The 23612-nt window shown below is 70.9% G+C and carries 22 protein-coding genes and 1 pseudogene; 8 read left to right on the top strand and 15 right to left on the bottom strand.

Annotated features, from left to right (window positions below):
• The first annotated feature begins 77 nt into the window (after nucleotides 1–77).
• Entirely contained in the window at nucleotides 78–1313 is a 1236-nt protein-coding gene (gene glgA, locus CcI156_RS04655) for a glycogen synthase (protein WP_076804421.1), read from the top strand.
• Between the two features lie 22 nt (nucleotides 1314–1335).
• On the opposite strand, the gene rfbB is transcribed toward glgA, so the two are convergent.
• Complete coding sequence (rfbB, locus tag CcI156_RS04650; protein WP_076804419.1) at nucleotides 1336–2340, bottom strand: dTDP-glucose 4,6-dehydratase; 1005 nt, start codon at nucleotides 2338–2340, stop codon at nucleotides 1336–1338.
• A 459-nt stretch (nucleotides 2341–2799) separates the two neighbouring features.
• Here rfbB and CcI156_RS04640 point away from each other — a divergent pair, with 459 nt between their 5' ends.
• Together CcI156_RS04640 and CcI156_RS04635 are read left to right on the top strand one after the other, a co-directional pair.
• On the top strand, nucleotides 2800–4413 hold the full coding sequence (locus tag CcI156_RS04640; RefSeq protein ID WP_076804415.1) for an ABC-F family ATP-binding cassette domain-containing protein: 1614 nt from the start codon (nucleotides 2800–2802) through the stop codon (nucleotides 4411–4413).
• 38 nt (nucleotides 4414–4451) lie between these two features.
• On the top strand, nucleotides 4452–5477 hold the full coding sequence (locus tag CcI156_RS04635) for a cation diffusion facilitator family transporter (protein ID WP_023841552.1): 1026 nt from the start codon (nucleotides 4452–4454) through the stop codon (nucleotides 5475–5477).
• On the opposite strand, the gene CcI156_RS24505 is transcribed toward CcI156_RS04635, so the two are convergent.
• Nucleotides 5385–6890, bottom strand: a complete 1506-nt coding sequence (locus tag CcI156_RS24505) for a hypothetical protein (RefSeq protein WP_076804413.1) — start codon at nucleotides 6888–6890, stop codon at nucleotides 5385–5387. The genes CcI156_RS04635 and CcI156_RS24505 overlap by 93 nt on opposite strands.
• A gap of 636 nt (nucleotides 6891–7526) precedes the next feature.
• On the opposite strand from CcI156_RS24505, the gene CcI156_RS04620 reads away from it, so the two are divergent.
• The 3 genes from CcI156_RS04620 to CcI156_RS04610 all read left to right on the top strand — a co-directional run bounded on the left by CcI156_RS04620 (nucleotide 7527) and on the right by CcI156_RS04610 (nucleotide 10599).
• Nucleotides 7527–7745, top strand: coding sequence for a helix-turn-helix domain-containing protein (locus CcI156_RS04620; protein WP_009399485.1), 219 nt, complete (start codon nucleotides 7527–7529; stop codon nucleotides 7743–7745).
• A 3-nt stretch (nucleotides 7746–7748) separates the two neighbouring features.
• On the top strand, nucleotides 7749–8570 hold the full coding sequence (locus CcI156_RS04615; RefSeq protein ID WP_076804409.1) for an enoyl-CoA hydratase/isomerase family protein: 822 nt from the start codon (nucleotides 7749–7751) through the stop codon (nucleotides 8568–8570).
• A gap of 103 nt (nucleotides 8571–8673) precedes the next feature.
• Nucleotides 8674–10599, top strand: coding sequence for an ABC transporter ATP-binding protein (locus CcI156_RS04610; RefSeq protein ID WP_076804407.1), 1926 nt, complete (start codon nucleotides 8674–8676; stop codon nucleotides 10597–10599).
• Nucleotides 10600–10722: 123 nt separating this feature from the next.
• Here CcI156_RS04610 and CcI156_RS25450 read toward each other — a convergent pair whose 3' ends face one another.
• Entirely contained in the window at nucleotides 10723–10899 is a 177-nt protein-coding gene (locus CcI156_RS25450) for a hypothetical protein (protein WP_023841550.1), read from the bottom strand.
• Nucleotides 10900–11168: 269 nt separating this feature from the next.
• Between CcI156_RS25450 and pyk the strand changes: the two genes are divergently transcribed.
• The gene (gene pyk / locus CcI156_RS04605; protein WP_076804405.1) at nucleotides 11169–12584 is read left to right on the top strand and encodes a pyruvate kinase; all 1416 of its coding nucleotides are present in this window, start codon (nucleotides 11169–11171) and stop codon (nucleotides 12582–12584) included.
• Between the two features lie 1221 nt (nucleotides 12585–13805).
• On the opposite strand, the gene CcI156_RS25440 is transcribed toward pyk, so the two are convergent.
• Complete coding sequence (locus CcI156_RS25440) at nucleotides 13806–14057, bottom strand: hypothetical protein (protein WP_070982109.1); 252 nt, start codon at nucleotides 14055–14057, stop codon at nucleotides 13806–13808.
• A 179-nt stretch (nucleotides 14058–14236) separates the two neighbouring features.
• Between CcI156_RS25440 and CcI156_RS25435 the strand changes: the two genes are divergently transcribed.
• The gene (locus CcI156_RS25435) at nucleotides 14237–15151 is read left to right on the top strand and encodes a hypothetical protein (RefSeq protein WP_076804403.1); all 915 of its coding nucleotides are present in this window, start codon (nucleotides 14237–14239) and stop codon (nucleotides 15149–15151) included.
• A gap of 300 nt (nucleotides 15152–15451) precedes the next feature.
• Here the strand turns inward: CcI156_RS25435 and CcI156_RS04585 are convergent, their stop codons facing one another.
• From CcI156_RS04585 to CcI156_RS04540, 11 genes and pseudogenes are all read right to left on the bottom strand, one after another.
• On the bottom strand, nucleotides 15452–16141 hold the full coding sequence (locus CcI156_RS04585) for a response regulator transcription factor (protein WP_011436118.1): 690 nt from the start codon (nucleotides 16139–16141) through the stop codon (nucleotides 15452–15454).
• Between the two features lie 399 nt (nucleotides 16142–16540).
• Nucleotides 16541–16951 carry a type II toxin-antitoxin system VapC family toxin gene (locus tag CcI156_RS04580; protein ID WP_011436119.1) on the bottom strand — a complete coding sequence of 137 codons (411 nt, stop codon included), beginning with the start codon at nucleotides 16949–16951 and terminating at the stop codon, nucleotides 16541–16543.
• Nucleotides 16948–17166 (bottom strand): antitoxin, encoded by a 219-nt coding sequence (locus CcI156_RS04575; protein ID WP_035730384.1) that lies wholly within the window; start codon nucleotides 17164–17166, stop codon nucleotides 16948–16950. Before CcI156_RS04575 ends, CcI156_RS04580 begins: the two co-directional genes overlap by 4 nt.
• Nucleotides 17167–17378: 212 nt before the next feature.
• Entirely contained in the window at nucleotides 17379–17750 is a 372-nt protein-coding gene (locus CcI156_RS26585; RefSeq protein WP_254847283.1) for a hypothetical protein, read from the bottom strand.
• A 175-nt stretch (nucleotides 17751–17925) separates the two neighbouring features.
• Nucleotides 17926–18483 (bottom strand): annotated as a pseudogene (locus tag CcI156_RS26580) (aminotransferase class V-fold PLP-dependent enzyme); the annotation flags it as partial.
• The gene (locus CcI156_RS04565) at nucleotides 18372–20369 is read right to left on the bottom strand and encodes a recombinase family protein (RefSeq protein WP_076804401.1); all 1998 of its coding nucleotides are present in this window, start codon (nucleotides 20367–20369) and stop codon (nucleotides 18372–18374) included. The gene CcI156_RS04565 and the pseudogene CcI156_RS26580, both read right to left, overlap by 112 nt.
• 48 nt (nucleotides 20370–20417) lie before the next feature.
• Nucleotides 20418–20690, bottom strand: coding sequence for a hypothetical protein (locus CcI156_RS04560; RefSeq protein ID WP_011436123.1), 273 nt, complete (start codon nucleotides 20688–20690; stop codon nucleotides 20418–20420).
• Nucleotides 20691–20773: 83 nt separating this feature from the next.
• Nucleotides 20774–20941: a hypothetical protein gene (locus CcI156_RS25430; protein ID WP_157493277.1), complete on the bottom strand. Its 168-nt coding sequence runs from the start codon at nucleotides 20939–20941 to the stop codon at nucleotides 20774–20776.
• A 142-nt stretch (nucleotides 20942–21083) separates the two neighbouring features.
• Nucleotides 21084–21779: a recombinase family protein gene (locus CcI156_RS04550; protein WP_011436124.1), complete on the bottom strand. Its 696-nt coding sequence runs from the start codon at nucleotides 21777–21779 to the stop codon at nucleotides 21084–21086.
• An 80-nt stretch (nucleotides 21780–21859) separates the two neighbouring features.
• A complete protein-coding gene (locus tag CcI156_RS04545) occupies nucleotides 21860–22675 on the bottom strand; it encodes a hypothetical protein (RefSeq protein ID WP_011436125.1) in 816 nt (271 codons plus the stop codon).
• Nucleotides 22672–23379, bottom strand: coding sequence for a hypothetical protein (locus tag CcI156_RS04540; protein ID WP_011436126.1), 708 nt, complete (start codon nucleotides 23377–23379; stop codon nucleotides 22672–22674). Before CcI156_RS04540 ends, CcI156_RS04545 begins: the two co-directional genes overlap by 4 nt.
• Nucleotides 23380–23612: the final 233 nt, after the last annotated feature.

Below are 23612 nucleotides of genomic sequence, written 5' to 3'. Positions count from 1 at the left end.
CCCGCTCCTCGCCTCCACCGCCCGCACCCGTCCCGTTTGCACCCGTCCCGTCACGGCACCGTTGGGAGAGACCGCACATGCGCGTCGCCATGCTCACCCGGGAGTACCCCCCGGACGTCTACGGCGGGGCGGGTGTGCACGTCGAGTACCTGAGCCGGGAGCTCGCCCGGCTTGTCGACCTCACCGTCCACCGCGAGGGGCCGGCGCCGGGCGGCGGGTCGGCGGGCGGCGGGCCCGCGGGTGCGGCGCCGTCGACCGGCGCCGTCGACCGACCGGTGGTCGAGAGGGCGGGTGCCCCGGGGGTCGCCGCGGTCGCGGCGCACCGGGGCTGGGCTGCGCTCGCCGACGCGAACGACGCGCTGCGGACCGTGTCGATGGACCTGTCCATGGCCGCCGCGGCGGTCGGCGCGGACGTGATCCACTCGCACACCTGGTACGCGAATCTCGGTGGCCATCTCGCCGCGCTGCTCGGCGGCGTCCCGCACGTGATGACCTCGCACTCGCTGGAGCCCCGGCGTCCCTGGAAGGCCGAGCAGCTGGGCGGGGGCTACCGGGTGTCGTCCTGGTGCGAGCGGGTCGCGATCGAGTCGGCGGCCGCCGTGGTCGCGGTCAGCGCGGGCATGCGCGTGGAYATCCTCGATGCCTACCCGGCGGTCGATCCGGCCCGTGTGYACGTCATCCGCAATGGCATCGACACCGACGAGTACCGTCCGGACACCGCGACCGACGTGCTGGAACGTCACGGGGTGGATCCGGCCCGGCCGACGGTGATCTTCGTGGGGCGGATTACCCGGCAGAAGGGGCTGCCGGTGCTGCTGCGGGCGGCTGCGGCGATCGACCCCCGGGCGCAGCTCGTGCTCTGTGCCGGGGCCCCGGACACCCCTGCGCTGCTCACGGAGATCACCGACCTGGTCGAGGGCCTGCGCGCAGGCCGCGACGGCGTGGTCTGGCTGCCCGGGATGCTGACGAAGCCGGAGGTGATCCAGCTGCTCAGCCATGCCACCGTGTTCGTCTGCCCGTCGGTCTACGAGCCGCTCGGCATCGTCAACCTGGAGGCGATGGCGTGCGGCACCGCGGTCGTCGCCTCCCGGGTCGGTGGCATTCCCGAGGTCGTCGACGACGGCGTCACCGGTCTGCTGGTGCCGCCCGGCGACCCCGGCGCGCTGGCCGGGGCCGTCAACGAGGTGCTCGCGGACCCGGTCCGGGCGGCCGCGATGGGCCATGCGGGCCGGGACCGGGCCGTCACCGAGTTCGGCTGGGCGGCGATCGCCGAGCGCACCGCGCGGCTGTACGCATCGCTGACCGGCGGCTGACGCCTCAGCTCGGCTGGAGCCGTCAGCTCGTCCAGGCCGTTTCGGAGACCGGGGAGCGACCGAGCAGCGGACGCCACCAGGCTTCGTTCTCCTTGTACCAGGCGATGGTCGACCGCATGCCCTCGGCGAAGTCGATCAACGGCGTCCAGCCCAGCTCGGTCCGCAGCTTGGTGGAGTCCAGCAGGTAGCGGCGGTCGTGCGAGGGGCGGTCGGGCACGATCGTCTTCAACGACGCGGGCAGACCGAGCTCGGCGAGCACCGTGTCGGCGATCGTCTCGATGTCCGCCTCGACGCCGGATCCGACGTGGTAGGTCTCGCCGAGCCGCCCACGGTCCAGAACCGCGTCGATCGCCCGGCAGTGGTCCATCACGTGCAGCCACTCGCGCCGGTTCGTGGTGGAGGCGTACATCGGGAGCGACTCGCCCTGCAGCGCCCGGGTTACGAACAGGGGGATGACCTTCTCCGGGAACTGGTAGGGACCGTAGTTGTTCGAGCAGTTGGTGATCGTCACGGGGAGGTTGTAGGTGAAGCCGTAGGCGCGTACGGCGTGGTCCCCGCCGGCCTTCGCCGCGTTGTAGGGCGTGCGGGGGAGGTAGGGGGAGTCCTCGGTGAAGGCACCGGGGTCGTTGAGGTCCATGTCGCCGTAGACCTCGCAGGTGGAGATCTGGTGGAAGYGGGCCACCCCGACCGTGCGTGCCGCCTCGAGCAGGGTCTGGGTACCCATCACGTTCGTCGCGAAGAACTCGCCGGGGCGGATGATCGCCAGGCTGTTGTGCGACTCGGCGGCGAAGTTCACCACCACGTCCACGGAGTGCTCCCGCAGCACCGACTCGACGAGCTCCTGGTCACGGATGTCGCCGTGGACGAACGTGACGCGGTCCGCGACGTCGGCGAGGTTCTCCCGGCAGCCGGCGTAGGTCAGGGCGTCGAGCGCCACGACCGCGTCCTCCGGATGCCGCGTCCGCCAGTAGCGGACGAAGTTCGATCCGATGAACCCGGYGGCTCCGGTCACGAGGAGCGTCGACATGGTGTGYCTTTCGATCGGTGCGCCTGCGCGGCGACGCATGCGGCTGGGCGGTGGACGGACGTCGCCCATGTTCTCGTGGCGGGCGGGCAGCGGCYTGGCCGGCGCGCGGCCACCCGGACGACGGCGGGTGACCGTGGGCGCACGGGGCACCTTACGCTCTGGCGCGTGGCGGACCTGTTCGAGGGCTATCCGGCGGCCACGGCGCCCGATGGCTTCCGTACTCTTGAGGTCATGAGCATCGTCGTATCGTGATCGTCGCGCGCCCGACCGTGCCGTCCCTGGTGGGCACGGTGCGCGGTCTACCCCGTGCCCGACCTACCCCGTGCCCGACCTCGGTCGTCCCGGTTCGCCGTGCTCTGGTGGGGTCCCCGCCGTTGYCCGTGTCAACCCGACGTCGCCGGTGTAACGCTCTGACGCTCGCCCGGCGTTGTCTGGAAGCCCGAAAGAGGCCCTACCTCGATGATCATTGTGTCCGAGCTCGAACTGCGTGCCGGAGCCCGCACTCTGATCGAGCCCGTATCCTTCCGGGTGCAGCCGAACGACCGGATCGGTCTCGTCGGGCGCAACGGGGCCGGCAAGACAACGTTGCTGAAGGTGCTTGCCCGGGAGGGGCTGCCGTTCGCCGGCACCGTCGACATCCGGGGTGAGATGGGTTACCTCCCCCAGGACCCGCGTACCGGCGATCTGGCCGACACCKCCCGTGATCGGGTGCTGTCGGCGCGCGGTCTCGACGTTCTCCTGCGCGAGATGGAGAAGCTGCAGCTGGAGATGGCCGAGCTGGTCGACGCCACGGCGCGGGACGCGGCGATCCGCCGCTACGGCAGCCTGGAGGAGCGATTCGGGACGCTCGGCGGTTATGCCGCCGAGGCGGAGGCTGCCCGGATCTGCTCGTCGCTGGGCCTGGCCGATCGGGTGCTCGCCCAGCCCATCGGCACCCTGTCCGGTGGGCAGCGGCGGCGGGTCGAACTCGCCCGCATCCTGTTCGCCGGGTCCGGCAACGCCGACGCGACCCTGCTGCTCGACGAGCCGACGAACCACCTCGACGCCGACTCGATCGGGTGGCTGCGGGACTTCCTGCGCGCCMACACGGGCGGCCTGATCGTGGTGAGCCACGACGTCGACCTGCTCGACAAGTGCGTGAACAAGGTCTTCCACCTCGACGCCAACCGGGCCACCCTCGACGTCTACAACGTGAACTGGAAGACCTACCTCAACCAGCGCGAGCTGGACGAGCGCCGCCGTCGCCGGGAACGCGCCAATGCCGAGAAGAAGATCGACTCGCTGAAGGCGCAGGCCGACAAGATGCGCGCCAAGGCGACCAAGGCGCGGGCCGCCCATCAGATGGACCGGCGGGCCGAGCGGCTCGCGGCCGGGCTCGCCGAGGCGCGCGTCGCGGACCGGGTGGCCAAGCTGCGCTTCCCGGACCCGGCTCCGTGCGGCCGCACGCCGCTGACCGCCACCGGACTGTCGAAGTCCTACGGCTCGCTGGAGGTGTTCACCGGTGTGGACCTCGCGATCGACCGCGGCTCGCGGGTCGTGGTCCTCGGGCTGAACGGTGCCGGCAAGACCACGCTGCTGCGCATCCTGGCGGGCCAGGAGGCACCCGACGTCGGCCAGGTGCATCCCGGTCACGGTCTACGTCTCGGGTACTACGCGCAGGAACACGAGACGCTGGACACCAGCCGCTCGGTGCTGGACAACATGCGGGYCGCCGCGCCGGGGACGTCGGACGTGGAGCTGCGTCGCATCCTGGGCGCGTTCCTGTTCAGCGGAGACAGCGTGGAGCAGCGCGCCGAGACCCTGTCCGGCGGCGAGAAGACCCGCCTCGCGCTCGCCGGACTGGTCTGCAGCTCCGCCAACGTCCTMCTGCTCGATGAGCCGACGAACAACCTCGACCCCGCCTCGCGCGACGAGGTGCTTGCCGCGCTCGCCACGTACCGGGGCTCGGTCGTCCTAGTCACCCACGACCCGGGGGCCGTCGAGGCACTCGACCCGCAGAAGGTCCTGATGCTGCCGGACGGGGTCGAGGACAACTGGTCACCCGATCTGGCCGAGCTCATCACCCTGGCCTGAGCAGGGACCCTGCGCCGGGAACCGAACGGAGAACCTTTGTGAGTACGCAGGGCGGCACCAAGGCGGTAATGGCGGCACTGGCCGCCAATCTGGGTATCGCGCTGGCGAAGTTCGTCGCGTTCCTGGTCACTCAGTCGTCGTCGATGTTGGCCGAGTCCATCCACTCGGTGGCCGACTCCGGCAACCAGGGCCTGCTCCTGCTCGGCCAGAAACGTTCCGTCCAGCCGCCGGACGAGGAGCATCCCTTCGGGTACGGGCGGGCGCGTTACATCGCCGGCTTCCTGGTCGGGATCGTGTTGTTCAGCCTCGGCGGGCTGTTCTCGGTGTATGAGGGCGTCGAGAAGCTGCGCCATCCGCATGAGCTGGAGAGCGGGCTGGTCGCGGTCGTCGTCCTGCTGATCGCGGTGCTGCTGGAGTCCTACTCCTTCGCGACCGCCATGCGCGAGTCGAAGAAGACGAAGGGCGACCGGTCCTGGTGGCGGTTTATTCGGGAGGCGCGGGCCCCGGAACTGCCCATCGTCCTGCTGGAGGACCTGGCAGCCGAGCTGGGGCTGATCTTCGCGTTGCTCGGGGTCGGACTGACGCTGGCACTAGACGACCCGATCTGGGACGGCGCGGGAACGCTGGCCATCGGCGTGCTCCTGCTGATCGTGGCCGTCATCGTGGCGACCGAGGCGTACGGCATGCTGGTGGGCGAGGCCGCAGCCCCGGCAATGGTCGCCACCATCCGCCGCACGCTCGCCGCCGCCCCGGGCGTCGCCACGGTCATCCACCTGCGCACGCTGCACCTCGGGCCGGACGAGCTGCTCGTCGCCGCCAAGATCGGTATCGGGGCGGAACTGGCGATGCCCGAGGTGGCCGCCACCATCAACGGCGCGGAGGCGGCGCTGCGGGCCGCGGTGGCGGTTCCGCTGCGCATCTTCCTCGAGCCCGACATCCTCCGCGACGAGCCGGGTCGACGACGGGATCCGTCAGCCGGTGCCGCCGGCGAGGCAGAGCCGCAGCGCGAGCGCGCTCAGGGCGCCGAGGGACATCAGTACCACCGGCAGGTTTCCCGCCCGTAGCTTGTCCCCAGGCAGTTCCGGTCGGGGACGGGGCGCCACCGCGGCCACCAGCAACCAGGGGAAAACCGGCAGCCAGGACTCTTCGACGTCGCCCTCGGCCAGTCCGAGGACCGTCGCGAACAGCATCGTCGCGCCGGCCCCCACCAGCAGCGGCCAGCCCGGGGTCAGCCGCAGGCGGCGCGCCGCCCGGACGAGAACCGGCCCGCCGACGAGGACGACCACGGTCAGATCCACGGCGATCCAGGCCAGCGTGCCGGCGAGCCCCGGCCGTGGCGCGCTCGCCAGGGCCAGCCCGTCGGGCCAGGAGAAACCCCACGCGTAGAAGAGCCACAGCGGCAGGAGCGCGCCCAGGCCGGTCATGACGTTGAGGATCGGGCGACGGCGGACGAAGTAGGCCGCCGCGACCGCCACGCCAAGCCAGACCGAGGCGTAGCCGAACAGCCCCGCGAGGCCGAGCAGCAGCCCGCTTGCCAGCGCCCACCACATCGAGCGCCGACCCGGTTCGCATCCGACCACCCCCACCGCGACGGCCAGGGTGGCCAGGGTAGCCGTGACGGCGTCCGGGGACGCCGCCATCCATCCGTTCCACGGGGCCAGGACGAGGACGGGGACCAGGCGCCGGGCGGCCGTCTCATGGCACAACGAGCGCACCGCGATCGAGACGGCGGGGACGACCAGCGTGCCCAGGGCGGTGAACAGCATCCCGATCGCGACCGCGCCGTGCATCCCCACCCTGGTGAGCACCCAGACGGTCAGGACGGGGCCCGGAGGATGGGTCGGCAGGACGGCCGTAGTCCCCGCGGCGGCGTGCGTGGTGGTCGCGGTGTAGGAGGCGAGGAAGCCGAGCGGATCGTCACCGACGGCTTTTGCCGCCGCCAGGAGATCCGCCGGGATGCGAAGATCCGCCGTGATCTCCCCGGGTGCGACCAGCGCGAGCGTGYCGCTCCACGCCAGCGATCCGACGTAGCCCAGGACGAGCAGGACGGTCCAGGGCAGCCTGTTCGTCGGGCCGGTCGCCATGGCCGGGGTGTTCGGGGTGTTCGGGGTGTTCGGGATGGCCGGGGTGTTCGGGGTGTTCGGGGTGGCCGCCGGGGGGATGGTCGAGGCCCACCAGGCGGTGAGGGCAATCACGACCACGGCGATCGCGAGCGGGACCAGGACGAGGGAATCGAGACGGGGAGCCCATCCGCCGCGCAGCGGCGGGTCACCGATGCCCAGATCAAGGTCGCCGGTGGAGACGAGGAACATGCCGATGAGACCGCAGGCCACCAGGATGAGCCACAGCGCCGCCTCGCTGGCCTCGGTATGCCCGGCGGACCCAGCCCAGGGCCGGGACAGGCCGCCACGCGGTCCGGGCGACCGGCTGGAGGCGGCGACAGCGGTCGGGTCGGAGGCGCCGTCCGTCGCGCTCACCGGTCCGTACCGAGGCAGGCCGCGTAGCTGGGCACCTTCGGTGCCGACCCGGAGATCATTACGTCACCGACCACCACTGCRCGGTAACGAGTCCGGTTCGCTCCCAGCGCCGCAGTTGCTCCCGAGCCGGATGCCGGAGGTGCCGGCGGGGGTGCGACGAGCCGTMCGCGGTCTCGCCGGATCGGGCCTTGGCACGGGAGCGGGCCCGGCCCCGACGAGGTGGACAACCGGTGTCGGATGTGAGGAATCAGTCGAATCGATCGGCCGCGTTCGCGGTCCGTCGGCTCGCTCTGTACAGTGATCGACTGATGGTCGTACCTGCAGCGTTGCATCGAGAGAAGATCTTGATCGCGAAGATGACGATGTTCGTGGCGACGCGCCGATGCTGTTGTCGGGCCGCGTACCGGGGATTGGGGACACTGGTCTCGGTAGCACTGTCGGCCATGCGCGCCTGCTGTGYCAGCGGGTGGGTGCGACCCGTGCCATCGCTGGTGACCGCCGGCATGGAGGAAGGAACGCGAGGGCACGGTCATRCACCGGCGTCGCGTGTGATGGATCACATCTGCTTCGAGTGGCGCGTTTACTCAAGCTGAGTGAAGATCGGTTCGCAGATCATCRAACACGGAGGGGGCCACGTTGGCCGAGCTCAGGAAAGGAACCCGGATCACCGGCGCCGAGCGGGACAAGCTTGCCGCCGAACTTCGGAAGAAGTACGAAGGTGGGCAGAGCATCCGCCTGCTCGCCGAGTCCTCTGGTCGTTCGTACGGGTTCGTCCACCGGATCCTCTCGGAGTCCGGTACGACCCTGCGCGGCCGGGGTGGTGCGACCCGGGGCACCAAGAAGAAAAGCGCCTGAATCATGGCGGTCCCCGCCGCCGCTGTAGCGGCGGCGGCGGCCGGGCTGCGCGTGCGGGTCGCCGGGCCTCTCGTCACGATCGGGATGACGGACCTCGGTGATACCGGCGGGGCCGGTTCGTTCCCGGCTCTCGCGTCGGCGCTGGTCGGCGAACTGCGTCGGTTGACCGGTGAGGTCCGGGTCCTGGTTGTCCGGATAGGTCATTGCCCCCCGCCTGCCGCTGACCTCACCGACCCCGCACCCCGGGTGGGCGAGGGAGGACCTGCGTCCGCCGAGGGGCGGCTGTCCCCGGCCGCGGGCTATCGCGCGTGGCGCGACGCGATGGGGCGGGTCTCCGACCGGTCCGACCTGATCAGTGTGGCCGTCGTGGACACGACGGTCGGCGACCTCGGTCTCGCGGTGACGGTCGCCTGTGACCTGCGGGTCCTCGCCGCGGATGCGCGCTTCCGGCTGACCTGGGCGCGTGACGGCTTCCTGCCCGCGGCCGGTGCCATGGGTCGGCTGGTCGAGCTCCTCGGATACGCGAATGCCCTGGACCTCTGCCTGACCGGCCGCGAGCTCGCCGCCGACGAAGCGGCCAGGATCGGGCTGGCCCAGCGGGTCCTGCCGCGTGAGCTGCTGGACGAGCAGGTCGGCGTGCTGGTCGCGGCGCTCCTCGCGGTTCCCCGCGACATCGCGGCCGAGGTGAAGGCGCTGATGCGCGGCGCGCGGCGTTCCCGTCCCGCCACCCGCTCCGGCCGTCTCAACGAGCGGGCCGAGGACGAGGCCTGGGAACGCGTCGTCATCGCCCGCTCCGCTGCCGGTGACGACMCCGCGGCGGGGTGAGCGGCAGCCAGCACACCCGACGAGCCGCATCCGCTGCGGGAATGCCCGTCCGCAATTCCTGCTTACCTCGTTACACACTAAACACCGCCGCCAGGGAGGGCTGATGCGACCGGGAACGGACGGTTGGTCCACGATGCGTACCTTCCAACAGGACCGTTCGGTCACCCGGACCTCGCTGCGGCCTGGCACCCTGCGCAGGATCGTCGCCTTCGCCCGCCCCCATCGGCGGCAGCTCGCCTACTTTCTCGCGCTCATCGTGCTCAGCTCGGCTGTCGGTGCGGTTGTTCCGATGATCTTCAAGACGATCATCGACGACGGCATCGTGCGCCACCGGGTGGGGTTCGTGCAGGCGCTCGCCGCGGTCGTCGCGGGCCTGGCGTTCCTGGACGCCGGTCTGTCGCTCGCGCAGCGCTGGTTCTCGGCCCGGATCGGCGAGGGTCTGATCTACGAGATGCGCAGCCAGGTGTTCCGGCACGTGCAGTGCCAGCCGCTCGCCTTCTTCACCCGGACCCAGACCGGGGCGCTCATCAGCCGGTTGAACAACGACGTGCTCGGCGCGCAGTCGGCGTTCACCAACACGCTGTCGTCGGTGCTGTCGAATATCCTGTCCGCCGGATTCGTGCTCGCCGCGATGCTGGTGCTGTCCTGGCGGATCACGCTCGTGTCGCTCGTGTTGCTGCCGGTATTTATTATTCCGGCCCGCTTGTTGGCGCCCCGCCTGGCCAGGCTGACCCGGGAGAGCTACGGGTTGAACGCCGAGATGAACACGACGATGACGGAACGATTCAACGTGTCCGGAGCGATGCTCGCGCAACTGTATGGTTCGGCGGAACGGGAGGACGAGAACTTCCGTGTTCGGGCCGGGCGGGTGCGTGACATCGGGGTGACCCAGGCCATGTACGGCCGCATATTCTTCGTCTCGCTCACCCTGGTCGCCTCGCTCGCGACCGCGATCGTCTACGGGATAGGCGGTCGGTTCGCTGCCCAGGGCAGCTTGGAGGTCGGTACCCTGGTCGCGCTCACGGCCTACCTCGGGCGGCTCTACGGGCCGCTCACTCAGCTCTCCAACGTGCACGTCGACGTCATGACGGCGCTGGTGTCCTTCGAGCGGGTCTTCGAGGTGCTCGATTTGGAGCCGGCGATCGCCGACCGGCCGGGCGCTGTCGATCTGCCGGCAGGCGCGGCGACCATCGAGTTCGATCATGTCGGTTTCCGTTATCCGGCCGCCGACGAGGTCTCCCTGGCGTCGCTGGAGTCGGTCGCCGTACTCGACCCGCGGGTGCCCACGCCGGTGCTGCACGATGTCACCTTCCGGGTCGAGCCGGGGCAGGTGATCGCGTTGGTCGGCCCGTCCGGAGCGGGCAAGACGACGATCAGCCARCTCGTTCCGCGCATGTACGACGTGCGGTCGGGGTCGGTACGCATCGGCGGGCACGACGTCCGCGATCTCACCCTTCGGTCCCTGCGGTCCGCCGTCGGTGTGGTCACCCAGGACGCGCATCTGTTCCACGACACCATCCGCGCGAACCTGGCCTTCGCCCGGGCGGACGCCTCGGACGAGCAGATGTGGACCGCTCTGGACGCGGCGCGGATCGGGCCGCTCGTGCGCTCCCTGCCGGACGGCCTGGACACGGTCGTCGGTGACCGGGGCTACCGCCTGTCCGGCGGGGAGAAGCAGCGGCTGGCCATCGCCCGGCTGCTGCTGCGCGAACCGGGCATCGTCGTGCTGGACGAGGCCACCGCGCACCTCGACAGCGAGTCCGAGGCCGGCGTGCAGCAGGCGCTGACCGCCGCGCTGGTGGGACGGACATCCCTGGTCATCGCGCACCGGCTGTCCAYGGTGCGCGACGCCGACCGCATTCTGGTGGTCGACGACGGGCGGATCGTGCAGAGCGGGACCCATGAGGAGCTGCTGGCCCGCGGCGGGCTCTATGCCGAGTTGTACCGGACCCAGTTCGCCCCGGTCACGCCCGTCGGTGCTGATGCGGGGTGGGCCGAAGGGGCCAGTGCCCCACCGGTCGGGGTCTGACTCCTGGGCCACATCCGGGCGCGCCACGTTCGGGCGGCCGGCGTCGCGCCGACCCGACAGGTGGGCGGCGACCGGCCGTGGTCCGCGGCCGGTCGCCGCCCACGGCCGCCCGTCGTGGCGACACTAAGATCCGGGCTCGGCCGAACGAAGCGCTGCGGCCGTGGGGGAGCTCTCGCCGGCCGCGCTGCCGGCGTGCACCTCCGAGGCGACGACGCTGGTCTCGGCGGGAGCCATGACGTCGGCGACGGCGATGTCGATGTCGCCGGACGGCTGGCGGTGGATGGCGGGATTTTGTTTCATATCGGCTCCGGGGGGACTCGATCGTGCCCTACCGACTTCCGCATCCGAGGAAGCGGATCCCAGGAACGTCCGGCGCCCTTGCCGTCTTTCCCGTATCACGCGCGTCAACCGACAGGGGTGTGGCGCGGACGATATGAACGGTACGCCGCCGTGCGACCACGTGCAGCATATAACGGATACGCCTGATCTGACTACTTCTCGGGCCGCCGCGCGCGCCTCCCGGTGGCCCCCGTGTGCAATGACCGACGATCAGTACTTAGGCTCTGGGTGTGCCCCGTAGAGCCAAGATTGTTTGTACCCTCGGCCCCGCGACCAGCTCGCCAGAGAAGGTCCGGGCCCTCGTCGACGCGGGAATGGACATTGCCCGACTAAACTTCTCCCACGGAACACACGAACAGCATGCCGTCACTTACGCGCGGGTGCGCGAGGCCGCGGAGGCGGCCGGCCGCAGCGTCGGCACGCTCGCCGACCTCCAGGGACCGAAAATCCGGCTGGGGAACTTCGCCGACGGCGGGGTCACCCTGCTGCCCGGTCAGCGGTTCACCGTCACGATCCGCGATGTTCCCGGCGATCAGCATCAGGTCGGCACGACCTACCCGGGCCTGCCGGGCGACGTCGCGGCCGGGGATCGCGTCCTGGTCGACGACGGCCGCCTGGTCCTGCAGATCGACGGGGTGACTGACACCGACGTCCACACCACGGTCGTTGTCGGCGGGCCGGTGAGCGACCACAAGGGGATGAACATTCCCAACGCCGCGCTCACCGTCCCGGCGCTCACCGAGAAGGACGCCGCTGACCTGCGGTTCGCTCTCAACCTCGGGGTGGACATGGTCGCACTGTCCTTCGTCCGGAGCGCCGTGGACGCCGCGGCGGTGCATGCGATCATGGATGAGGTGGGGATCCGGGTTCCGGTCCACGCCAAGATCGAGAAGCCGCAGGYGGTCGCCGAACTCGACGAGATCATCGAGGCGTTCGACGGTCTGATGATCGCCCGTGGCGATCTCGGGGTCGAGYTGCCGCTCGAGGACGTGCCGCTCGTGCAGAAGCGCGCCGTCRGCCAGGCCCGGGAGCGGGCCAAGCCGGTGATCGTCGCGACCCAGGTGCTCGAGTCCATGGTCAGCGCGCCGCGGCCGACCCGTGCCGAGGCCAGTGACTGCGCCAACGCCGTCCTGGACGGCGCTGACGCGATCATGCTGTCGGCGGAGACGAGCGTCGGTGCCTACCCCATCGAGGCCACGGCCACCATGGCGCGCATCATCGAGACCGCCGAGGCCGACCTCGGCCGGATACCGCCCCTGCGGACCGAACCGCGCACGCTCGGTGGGGCACTCGCCCAGGCCGCCGCGTCGGTAGGAGCCGCGGTCGGCGCCCGTTACCTCGTGGCCCACACCCTCAGTGGTGACACGGCCCGGCGACTCGCCCGGTACCGTACCGAGGTCCCGGTGCTGGCCTTCACGCCGATTCCGGCTGTCCGCAACCAGATGGCGCTCTTCTGGGGCGTGGAAACCTTCCTCGTGCCGTTCGCGGACAGCACGGACGAGATGGTCCGCCAGGTCGACAGCGCCCTCTTCCATATTGGCCGATGCAAGCCGGGTGAACTGRTGGTCGTCGTCGCCGGGACGCCGCCGGGCGTGGCCGGCATGACCAACATGATGCGGGTCCATCGCATCGGGGAGGCCATCTGACCCCACCGTCTGAACCGACCCCACCGTCTGGTGTCAGCGTCGCATCCCTGATCTTTGATCCCTGACCGAGAACTGGCATACCTCGAGCACCCCGAGCCGCGCCGACGCCGAGTCCGCCGGTCACCGGCGGCCCGCCGGCGCGGCCCCCCGTTGTGCCGTTGCCGTTCTGGCACATGTCAGGCGTGGACCGATGACTGTCATGATGAGGCCCAGCTGGGCCTAGGCGGACAAGCTGGGGGCGTGGTACGGCCCGGGGCCCGGCCGCCTCCGGTCCGTACCGGTCCGTACCGGGTCGGCCGGCGGCCTGTTGCACACGGTGTATGTCAGGAAGTGGTGGGATGGCCGAGCAGGGAAGTGGGACGGACGGTCAGGCGTCCGACGCCCGGTCGACGAACGGCGACGCCGCGGCCAATCCCGAAACCGGAGTACCCCGGACCGGGCAGAGCGGTGGGACCACGGAGAAGACCGCACCGCGCCCGGGGGCCGGGAGGAACGCGGCCGCCACGTCCGCCCGTGCGCCGAATCCGACCTCCTCCCAGAGCGGACGAGCAGCGAGCGCGAGTTCGGCCGATGCGGATCCGGCCGGCCGGAGCGGTGCGGAGCGGGCCGGAAGCCCGCAGGGCACGACAAAGACAGAGAATCCCGGAAAGCCGGGAAACTTCGGAAAGCCGGGAAACCCCGGGAGCGCGGGGAGCGCGGTTGCCGCCCCGCGGCAGGGTACCGGCCGTATCCCGCCGACGTCGGTTCCACCCTTGGGAGGAGCTTCACCGGCGCGGTCCGTGGGCGGCGGGCAGCGGTCGGTGCCGCCGGCTCCCGCCCGGCCAGCCGCGGCGGACACCCCGGAATCATCGAAGCGGTCGACGCCACCGAAGACCGACACACCCGGCCAGCCTGCTTCCGGCCAGGGGCGCGGCGCCGTCCGACGGCCCCCGGCTTCGTGGCCCGGGCCGCCCGTCTCACCCCCGCCCACCCCGGCGGCGGCGCCACCGGCCGCGAGCCGTTCGGGTAGTCCCGCGGCACCGCCTCCCCCGAGTCGCGCGGGGAATCCGGTCAGTTCGGCCGGAAGCGCGCGTTCGACGCCCGGCCGTACGAGTGCCTCCCCACCGCCGGTCCCCGCGCCGCTGCCGGCACCGGCGCCGACCCGGGCTCGCCCGCCGGCGCCGTCCGAGCTGTCCGCCAGCCCGTCCCATCCCGCCGGACAGTCCCCGATCCGGGAACGGATCAGCCCGTCGTCGCCCGACGGTCCACTCCCACGTCGCGGGGACGAGGGCGGCCGCGGATCTCGTCCCGACCGGCCGGTACCGCGATCCGGGGCGTCCGGTTCGCCGACGCCGACGCCGACGCCGACGCCGACGCCGACGCCGACGCCGACGCCGACGCCGACGCCGACGCCGACACCGACACCGACACCGACACCGACACCGACACCGACACCGACACCAACGCCGACGCCGACGCCGACACCGACGCCATCCCGACCCGCGTGGTTCGAGCGCGACGTCTCGAGGACCTCCGCCGGTTCCGGTGCCAGGGTGCCACCCGTTCCCGGCGTTGAGGAGGGTCCTCGGCCGCGAGGAGTACCGGCGCCCGTTCCCGTCCGGGATCATCGAGAACCTGGAAGGGATCCCCTGGAGGCCGCGGCCGGGCGTCGGATGGCCGCCCGTACCGACGGGGATGATCATGTGCTCGATCATGATCGTGGTCGTCCACGGGCGTCGCGTTCCACCGACCCGCCGACCATGCAGGTGCGCCGACAGCTCAGGCCCGATCTCGAACCGGATCCGATGCCCTCCGGCACGAGGGACGAGGCGTGGCCCCTACCGGTCTCCGGCGCGGGGCCGGGCGGCGAGCCGGTGACCGATGCCTATCCCTACCCCGACCCGGCCTTTGACCGCCGGCTGCACGCGTATCCCGGGCGGAACCGGGGCGCGGGTGACGACCATGACCTGGAGGGTCAGGAACGGCGTGCGGACCCGGGGCCGCGGCCGGTTGTCCCGCGTCCGCAGGCCTTGCCCGAGGCGCATCGTCCGTCGACGCCGTCCGAACAACCGACGCCGTCCGAACAACCGACGCCGTCCGAACAACCGACGCCGTCCGAACAACCGACGCCGTCCGCTTTCCCGCCGGCCACCGCGCCCCGGCCGGTCGCCGCGCTGATGGTGGTGCTGGCGGCCGTCGGCGCCGGCATCGGTTCCGTCCTGCCGTGGAGCGAGATGTCCAGCGGCGACGAGACACGTACGTTCAGCGGTCTTGTGGTCGGAGACGGGCGCATCGTCGGTGTCCTGGCGGTCACACTCGGTGCCATCGGGGTGGGACGGTTGGTGCGTCGGCCGCTTGCCGGTGCGATCGATGTCGCCCTCGCCCGAATCATCGCAGTTCTGATCGTGATCATCACCGCTCTGGACCGGGTCTACGGGCCGCCGACCMTCGCATCGTTCCGCGCGATTTCCGCGGATGCAATCTCGATCCGTCCACAGGCAGGGATCACGGTGTGCCTCGGCGCCGGCCTCCTCGCCCTGATCGGGGCGATGCTGCTCCAGCCGAGGACGAAGCCCCCTCGAAGATGACCTGTCCGCATCGATCCGGTCTCGGCGGTCGTGCTTCGAAGTCCTTCCGCTGACCCCTTGACGGGGGACAACGGATTCGGTGGATGTGGGTCATGACCGAATCGTCATTGTCCGCGAGGATATTCCTGGTCAAGGAGACACGGGGGAGGCAAGGGGACACAGGGAGGACAGGCCGCCGGGCCAGGGGATGTCCGCCGAGGTGTTCCGTTCCTTGATCGGGCGCGCGCTCTCCCGCTGTGCGGGGGGTGGCGCGAGGGCGCGCGCCGGGTCCACCTCCTCGTGATCACTCTGGTGGCGCGGTCAGGCCGTTCCCTCGGCACCGGGGTTGAGATGACCGTCTTCCACCGCGAGTTTGTAGAGGTCGACCTTGGTGCTCGCGTCCCGCCCGGCCTTGCGGTACTTCGACCGGACCCGATCGATGTACTGCTTCGCCGTTTCCGGGGAGACGTTCATCTTGTGGGCAACCGTCTTCATGGGCATTCCGGTCGCATAGAGACGCAGTGCTTCTACCTCTTTGGGCGACAGATCCGGTTTGTCCGTAGCGTCATCGGTGAGCAGCAGGAATGCCAGCTGCGGCGAGATCCACCCCGTTCCCGCGGCGGCGGCGCGGATCGCGGTGGCCAGATCCTCGATGTCGTCGGTCTTCGGGACGAAGCCCGACGCGCCGGCGCGCATCGCGTCGCGAACCGTCGCGGGAGCCGCCGCGGCGCTGAAAACCACGACCGCGCGGTCCACCGCGAGCAGCCGCTGGATGTTATGGGGCGGCGCGGTGCCATCGCCGAGATCGAGATCGAGCAGGATCACCTGGGCGCCGCGCCCCGGACCGGCCAGCAGGGCTTCGATGGAGTGGGCGGTGCCGATCAGCCTGAAGTCCTCGACGTCGTGAAGGAGGTCCGCGAGGCCGCGAAGCACGATCGGGTGATCGTCCACTGCCGCCACGGTGATGGCGCCAGGTACTGCGGGTACTGTGGTTCCGTTCGCTACGCTCATGCTGGTCCAGTCGTTCTCCCGGACTTGCCGGCCACGAGGCGACAGACCTCGTCAGGCCGTACGGGCGTTGGTGCCCGCTGGCGGAGCGTGGGGGCGCCACCGATCGCTGGGTGCGTCGGGGACACCGCATCCAGCGACGCCAACCATTTCAGCAGATCCCCACCGGGTAGCTGGTGGAGCATGGGGAGGGCCCAGCGTGGCGAGCGTCACGAGGGACACGTCCATCAGAAGACGATCGTAGATCGTCGGCCGTCCACGCCCGAGCGCGGCTCGGACGTGCTAGCGGCTCGTGGCGAGTTCGTCGGCGTCGGCGCGGGCAATGGGTGCTACGCCAGCGGCGCGCCTGGAGCCAGGCCGACCGTGCTGTCGCACGACCCCGGCAGCGGGCGCCGACGACGGCTAGCTCGTCCAGTCCTCCCAGCTCAGGCCGGTGACCCGGCTGAACTCCGAGGTGTTCGCCGTAACGACTGTCAGCCCGCGCCGCAGTGCCTGCCCGGCGATCAACAGATCGTAGGCGCCAATCGGCGTCCCGGCCTTCTCCAGGACGGCGCGCACCTCGCCGGCAGCACGGGCATCCTCGTCATCGAAGTCAAGCAGGTCCAGGTCACCGGAGAGCAGTATCCGCAGGCGCTCGGTGTTCTCCGGCACCTGAGCGCTCTTCGCCACGCCGTACCACAGCTCGAACAAGACGACCGACGAGAGCGCGAGATAATCCTCTGACGCTTCGGCCTCCCGGTACCGTTCCCGCACGCCGACGGGCTTGTTYCGCAGCAGTGCGACCACAGTGCTGGTGTCCAGGAGGCAGTTCACCCGAAGAAGTCCTCCCCGGCGGGCGTCGGCGGCTGGTTCCTGCCGTCCTCGAACAGCGGCACGTCCACGAAACGGTCCAGCTCGGCGAACCAGGCGTCGACATCGGACGCGATCGGCTCTAGCAGCACGCCGTCTCCCATGTGCCGGACGCGCACCCGGTCACCGGGCAGCCGGAACTCCTTCGGGAGCCGCACTGCCTGGCTTCTGCCGTGCATGAAGAGCCTCGCGATCGCCGTGTCCGCCACAACGCCTCCCGCGCATGATAGCTATCGATAGTATATACCAGGTGTCCGCGGCCGACTCGGTCAGATGGCGGTAGCGCGGGCACGCTGTGGCATGAGGCGGCGGTGCTGGCGGCACGTACGAGGGCGGCGACAGCCGAAGACGCGCTGGCTGGTCGGCCTGCGGGCAGGTGGCCGCCGGGGCGTCAACGATCGTAGGCGATGCGTTCGAGCCCCATGGCCAGCCTTTCGAACTCCGCCGGATCGGTATAGACGTGCGCGCTCGCGCGGAGGACCGGCCCGGTGAGATCCCGGGAGCGCTCCACGGGGATGGCACTGGTGAGCACCCGGTCCTCTCGGTAGAGCCGGTCCCGGACGGCCACCGGATCGGTGCCGGGGGGCGGTTGCATGGTGATGATGCCGCACGGTGAATCTGGGTCCTCGCGCACCCGCCAGCCGCCGGCCCCGTCGAKAAGGCGTCTTCCCTGACCGGCCAGCCGCGCGATGCGGGCGAAGACAAGTGACGGGCCGGAATCCGTCAATTCCGTGACGGCCTGCCCCAGGCCGATGCGGGACACGGTCGCCGCCTCTCCCGAGCCGGGCCAGTCCGGGGAGAGGAACCGGACGGTCGTTGCGGTCGAAGCGTGCGCTGTGCAGGCTCGGCACGGCGATATCAAGAAGATCGACGCTGCCTTTCCGGACGGCGAGAAATCCTGCTCCTCGTGGCCCGCAGAGCCATTTTCTCGACGTTCCGATATAGGCGCTGGCCGCGGTCTGRCGCACCTCGACCTGGCCGAGGGACTGCGCCACGTCGAGTACCAGGGGGACGCCTTCGGCCGCGCAGCGCGCACCGATCGCGGCTGCCGGCTGAACGATGCCCCGTTGGCTTGGCACCTGCGGAAACACCACGAGGTCGAGGTCGGCGAGACCGATGCGCCCGGGTGCGTCGGCGCAGGCTACTCCGGCCCGGTCGAGCGTCTCGACGTCGATGACCCCGGTCTCGTCGACGGGAAGATCGACCAGCGAGACCGCGGTGCGCAGCGCCCGGGCGGCGAGTACGAGCATGTTGGACCCGTACTCGCTTGGTACCACGCCGATCCTCGCCCCGGCGGGGAGCCGCCAGGCCATCAGCAAGCTGGCGAAAGCCGCGCTCGCCGAATGGTGGAAGCTCAGGTCATCAGCGTCGAGTCCCGGGCCCATCAGGCTGACGAGCCTGGCCCGCGTGGCGTGGAGCCCGCTGCCTGCCTCCACCTCGGCGGCGTACGCGCCGAGTGCGCTCTCGCGCTCCAGGTACGCGGCCTCGGCCGCGATCGTGGCCCGACTGGGGCGGGCCGCGCCGGCCGAGTCGAGATGAACCACCGACGACGGTGACCGGGCCGCACGCCAGCGGTGGAAGAGCCGGAGCTGCTCGGGATCTTCGTTCGGCCCGGGATCGTCGCTGTCGGTGAACCGGCGCTGGCGGGGCTGATGGATCGACGGTGTGTCCACGGGAACAGGGTGACACCTCGACGACGCGTGCGGCACCGTGCCGACGGTATGGACGTCGTGGTTGCGACGGTGTTTCCGTCGGTCGTGGGTTCGAGTCCCACCCGCTCCACCATGTTTGGCATTGTACGAACCGCTCCCTTCGGGGGCGTTGTGGCTGGTAGGGCGGCTGCGGCGGTCTCGCTCGGCTCGGGTCTGGGGACTTTGAAGACCGGTTGGAGCCGTCCGGGGCCGAGGATCTTGACTTCGTGGATGAGGGCTTCGACGAGGGCTTTGCGCTGAAGGTCGGTGCCGACCTCGATGATCGTATCGATGTGGCCTGCGATCTTGCTGAGGGTGGCGCGTGGGGGCATGACGGGTTCGTCGTCGATCTGGGCGGTGAGTTCGGTCTGTCGGCGGCGGAGCTGCTTCTGCTTGGTGCGCAGCGTGGCGAGTCGGGTGGCGAGGGTTTCTTCGTCGAGGGTGCCGCGCTCGAACGCGGATAGGTAGCGGTCGATGGCCTGGTCGGTTTGGGTGAGGTCGGCCTGGACGGTGGCGAGTTCGCCGGTGCGGTCGGCGTGGGCGTCGTGGTGGCGCTGGCGGGCGTGGTGGACGGCGTCGGAGATGAGCTGCTGGTGGTCGCGGTAGAAGGCGGCGAGTGYGGTGAGGACGGCTTGGTCGAGGGCGTCGGCGTCGAGGCGGGGGGCGTCGCAGCGGTCGCGGCTGTAGCGCAGGCGGGTGAAGCAGGTGTAGTAGCGGTAGGTGCGGTTGCGTCCCCCGGCGTTGGAGCCGAGCATCGCTTTGGCGCATTGCGGGCAGCGCATGCGGCCGGTGAGGTAGTAGTCGGAGTCGCTGGCGGCTCGGTGGGTGTGTCCGTCGCTGCGGATGGTGAGGATCTTCTCGGCCTCAGCGAACTGGGCCGCCTCGATGATCGGCTTGTGGGTGTCGGTGACGGTGATCTCGCGGAAGGTCAGCTCGCCGAGGTAGATGCGGTTGTCCAGGACGCGGAGGACCTGGTGTCCGGACCAGGGTCCGCCGGTGGTGGTGCGGTGGCCGCGCTCGTTGAGGGTCTTGGCGATGGCGCGGGTGCCGACCCGTTCCTTGACGTAGAGGTTGAAGATCAGGCGGACGACGGGCGCTTCCTTCTCGTCGACGAGCAGTTTCCAGTTGGCGCGGTCGACCTGGTAGCCGAAGGGCCGGTTGCCGCCCATCCATAGGCCCTTGGCGGCTTTGCGTTCCATGCCGGCGATGACCCGGTCGATGATCGTGTCGCGCTCGAACTGTGCGAACATCGCGAGCATCTGGAGCAGCATGCGGCCCATCGGGGTCGCGGTGTCGAACGGCTCGGTGRCCGAGCGGAACACGACGCCRGCCTGGTYAAGTTCTTCGAGCAGGGTGACGGTGTCGCGCAGGTTGCGGGAGAGTCGGTCGACCCGGTAGACGAGCAGGACGTCGATCAGTCCGTGGCGGGCCGCGGACAGGGCGCGTTGCAGGTCGTCGCGTTCGGTGGTGGCGCCGGAGGCGTCGTCGGAGAACCGGAGGGCGATGGCCCAGCCGGGTTGGGAGTCGATGTAGGAACGGAGTCGTTCTTCCTGGGCTTCGATGGAGTAAGGCTGGTGCTCGTCGTCGGTGGAGCGCCGCAGGTAGATCCCGACCCGGACGGTGTCGAGCGGGTCGACGGCGGGCTGGGGGGTGCGGTTCGCGCTCTTGCGACGCGAGGTCGCACGGGCCATGGCGCGTGTCCCTTTCTCTCGGAACTGGTCGTGTGCGGCGGCCGGGCTTTAGGCGTGGCGCCAGTGGCGCTGGAAAGCGCGACGCCACATCGACGGGAGGGAAAATCGGGCGCGGGCCGGCTCACTGCTGTCGTCGTCGAGCAGGAGGTAGGCCGGGTGATGGGCCGCGAGGTAGGCCAGGGTCTGGGCGTACTGGTCGGTGAGGGACTGCTGGCCGCCGTCGGTGGCGATCCGGCTGTAGAAAACGACCGGCGGGACGGCGGGTTCGGTGATCGCCGCCGTCTTTGTGATGGCTCGTCGGGCTGAAAATGGGCAGGGCATACCGAGGGTTCCTTTCTAGATGATGGGCGGGCGGCCCATCTGATGGGGACGGGCCGCCCGCCCGGTAGAAAGGTGCGGGGTCGTCAGGCCGCCTTTTTCGGCGCGGTGTTCGGCGCGCCCTTCCTTTCCCACTGTAGGACAAGTTCAGCCAGAACGGACACGGCGGTGTCGTATTCTTCGGGGGTCATCCAGACGGTTTCGATGTGCTCGATGGTGATGTCCCTGACCGCGTCCTGACGTCCGGTCGACACAGCCGATGTGTCGTCGCCGCGATCGGCGGGTGCGGTGTCGTCCCGATCCTGGGGCCGCCGGCGGGTCACCGCGACGTCTCCGGCCCGACGGAAACATTTCTCATCCAGGTGCGGTTTCGGTCGTGAAACGGCCGCGGTGGAGTCATGTGATCGGCCCCTGCCCGCCGTTGGTGTTTCCCGGGTCGGTCGGCGGGTCGACGAATTCCCACGGTGGTAGCTGCGCGCTGAAAATCCCTGCGCCGGGGGGCGCGAGGAGCTGTGCGTGGTGGAACGTGCGCCCGTCGATGATCGGCTGGTGGGCGCCGAGGCAGATGACCCACTCATCGGGCGGGACGGGCCGGCCGGCGCGGGTGCGACCCCAGACGGTGGCGCCGGTGTAGACGGGGTTGGCCAGGACGCGGGCGACCGCGGCCGGGGCCCAGGGCCGAGGCAGGCCGCTGGTGGGGTCGACGGGGAGGAGGGTGGGGTCGGGGATGCCGTGCAGCCGGGTCGTGATCGCCCGTGGCGTGAGCCGGTCGTCGATCCGCCAGTGGTAGATCGCCGAGACGACGGACGCGGGCCCGAAATCGACGACGAGCCGGACCCGGCGGCGCCCGCCGCCGGGGGCCGGAACGTGCAACGGCAGGTAGCCGTAGGGAATCGGTCCGAGGTGGTAGCCGCCGCGGACGAGGGCGATCTGCGCCAGGCGGGCGCGTTCGGTGGTCTGAGCGTGGTGGGCGGCGAGCAGCCGCGCCGCGCGCGCCGCACGGCGGTGGACCAGCCGCGACCACCAGCCAGGCGGGCGGGCCGGCTCGGTGGGGGCGGGTGGCAGCACGGGGATGGGCGACAGGTCAGACATGGGGGCTCCAGCCACAGAAGGGCGAGCAGAAGGGAAGCGGGAAGACCGGCCGCGGTGCGCCGGCCGGCGCAGGGCGGGTCTTAGGCGGCGCGGTTCGCCGCGGCGGCGGGCGGGTCGGCGGCGGGCGCCGGGCTGGACGGCGGCAGCTCCGGTGGGCGCGGGGGCCGCGCCGGCTGCCCGCGGGACCGGAAGAGGAGCACGTCGTGGTGGGCAGGCCAGGCACGGCCGGTCGCGGGCGCGGCGTCGAGCGCACGGGTGTAGGGGACGGCGGTGAGCGCGACCGCGCGTTGCACGGGCTGCCAGCCTGCCTTGCGGCCGGCGGCGACGATCCGGCTGGCCAGATCGAGGCCATCGGCGACGTGGTAGGCGGCCACGACCACGAGGCGGCCCGCGGGCCGGGCCAGGTCCCGGTAGCCGGCGAGGCGGGTCGCCAGCCGGTCGCCCCTCAGACCATGCGGGCCGGCCGAGTCGGCGGGCGGTCCGAGGGCGGTCAGAAGCAGGTCGACCGGTCCGAGTCCGGTCCAGGACCACCCGTCGGGCAAGCGGTCCAGAATCGTCCCGTCACCGGGCGCGCCCCGCGCCTTGGCCGCGGTCAGGGCGTGGCGAGCGGTCTGCCAGGCGCGCCGGTCCGCTGCGATGCCGACGGCGTGCCGTCGAGCCAGAACCGCCTCGACGAGAACGGCCCCGTCGGCGCAGTCCGGGTCGCAGACGGTGTCGCCGGGCCAGCTGTAGAGGGCGATGGCATGGGCAGCGACCGCCGCGGGAACCGCCATGTCCGCCGCGGCGCCGCCACGCGGGCCGTCGCCGGCACCGTCCTGGCCGGCGAGGGCGAGCAGGCCCGTCGGCCAGACCGTCGCCGCCCGTCCCCGGCGCCAGCGTTCGGCGTCGCTCCTCACTGGCGCTCCTGTGGGCCAGCGGGCAGTACCGGGGCGAACAGCAGCAAGTCGGAGTGCACTCTGCGGGCCACCGTCGCGCGTGGCAGGGGGGTGGGCGGCTGGTCGAGCTCGTCGAGGGGAACTTCCAGCAGCACGAACCGGTCGAGCAGCGCGAGCCCGTGGCGGCCGGTCGCGGCGGTCAGCTCGGCGGTGGGTTCGATCAGCCAGCCGGCGATGCTGTCGCTGCGGCTGATCACAGCCAGCAGGCCGCCGGAGGTGACCAGACGGGCCCACGGAACACCGTGGAGCCAGCCGGTCCGCGTCGGCTCGACGACCGTGACGACCAGCGAGCGACGGTCGTCGTCCGGACCTTCGCCGGAGGTGGCGGGTCCGGGTCCGGACCCGGACGTCCACGGGCCCGGGGTGGCGGGCGCGGGGCGGACCTGGACGTGCCGGCCGAGTCGGGCCACGGCCCCACCAGCATCGGCGAGCCGGTCCGCCTGCGTCTCGCGGCGGCCTGCGGCGAACCCGTCCGGGGCCGGCGGGGTCAGCAGCAGGACCGGGTCGCCGGGCCGGGTGTGGGTGGCGACGAGCTGTTCGACGGCGCTCTGAAGCCAGCCGGCCGGCGGCCGGGCGGGGCTGTCCGGCGGGCACGGCCAGACGGTCGCCAGCTGCCCGGCGGGGACGACAGCGCCCCTGTCGCGGTCAGGGTCTGATACGGGCATCGAGAGGGTTCCTTTCACGGCGGTGCKTTTTCGCGGCCGTAAAAGGAGACCGTCTGCTGGGCATGCCTCGGACACCAGCCCGGCGACTTTTTTCAAGATTTTTCCCGCTGGGCATTGCCTAGTCCGACCGGACTATTGATCGCTGGCAGCTCGCTGGGCATTGCCCGAACAGGCCACCCGAAACTTTTTTCAAGATTTTTCCCGCTGGCATCATTGCCGACCCGTCGCGGTCC

Source organism: Frankia sp. CcI156, assembly GCF_001983015.1.
Classification (GTDB): Bacteria; Actinomycetota; Actinomycetes; order Frankiales; family Frankiaceae; genus Frankia; species Frankia casuarinae.
This window is presented reverse-complemented; position numbering and strand designations above follow the sequence as displayed.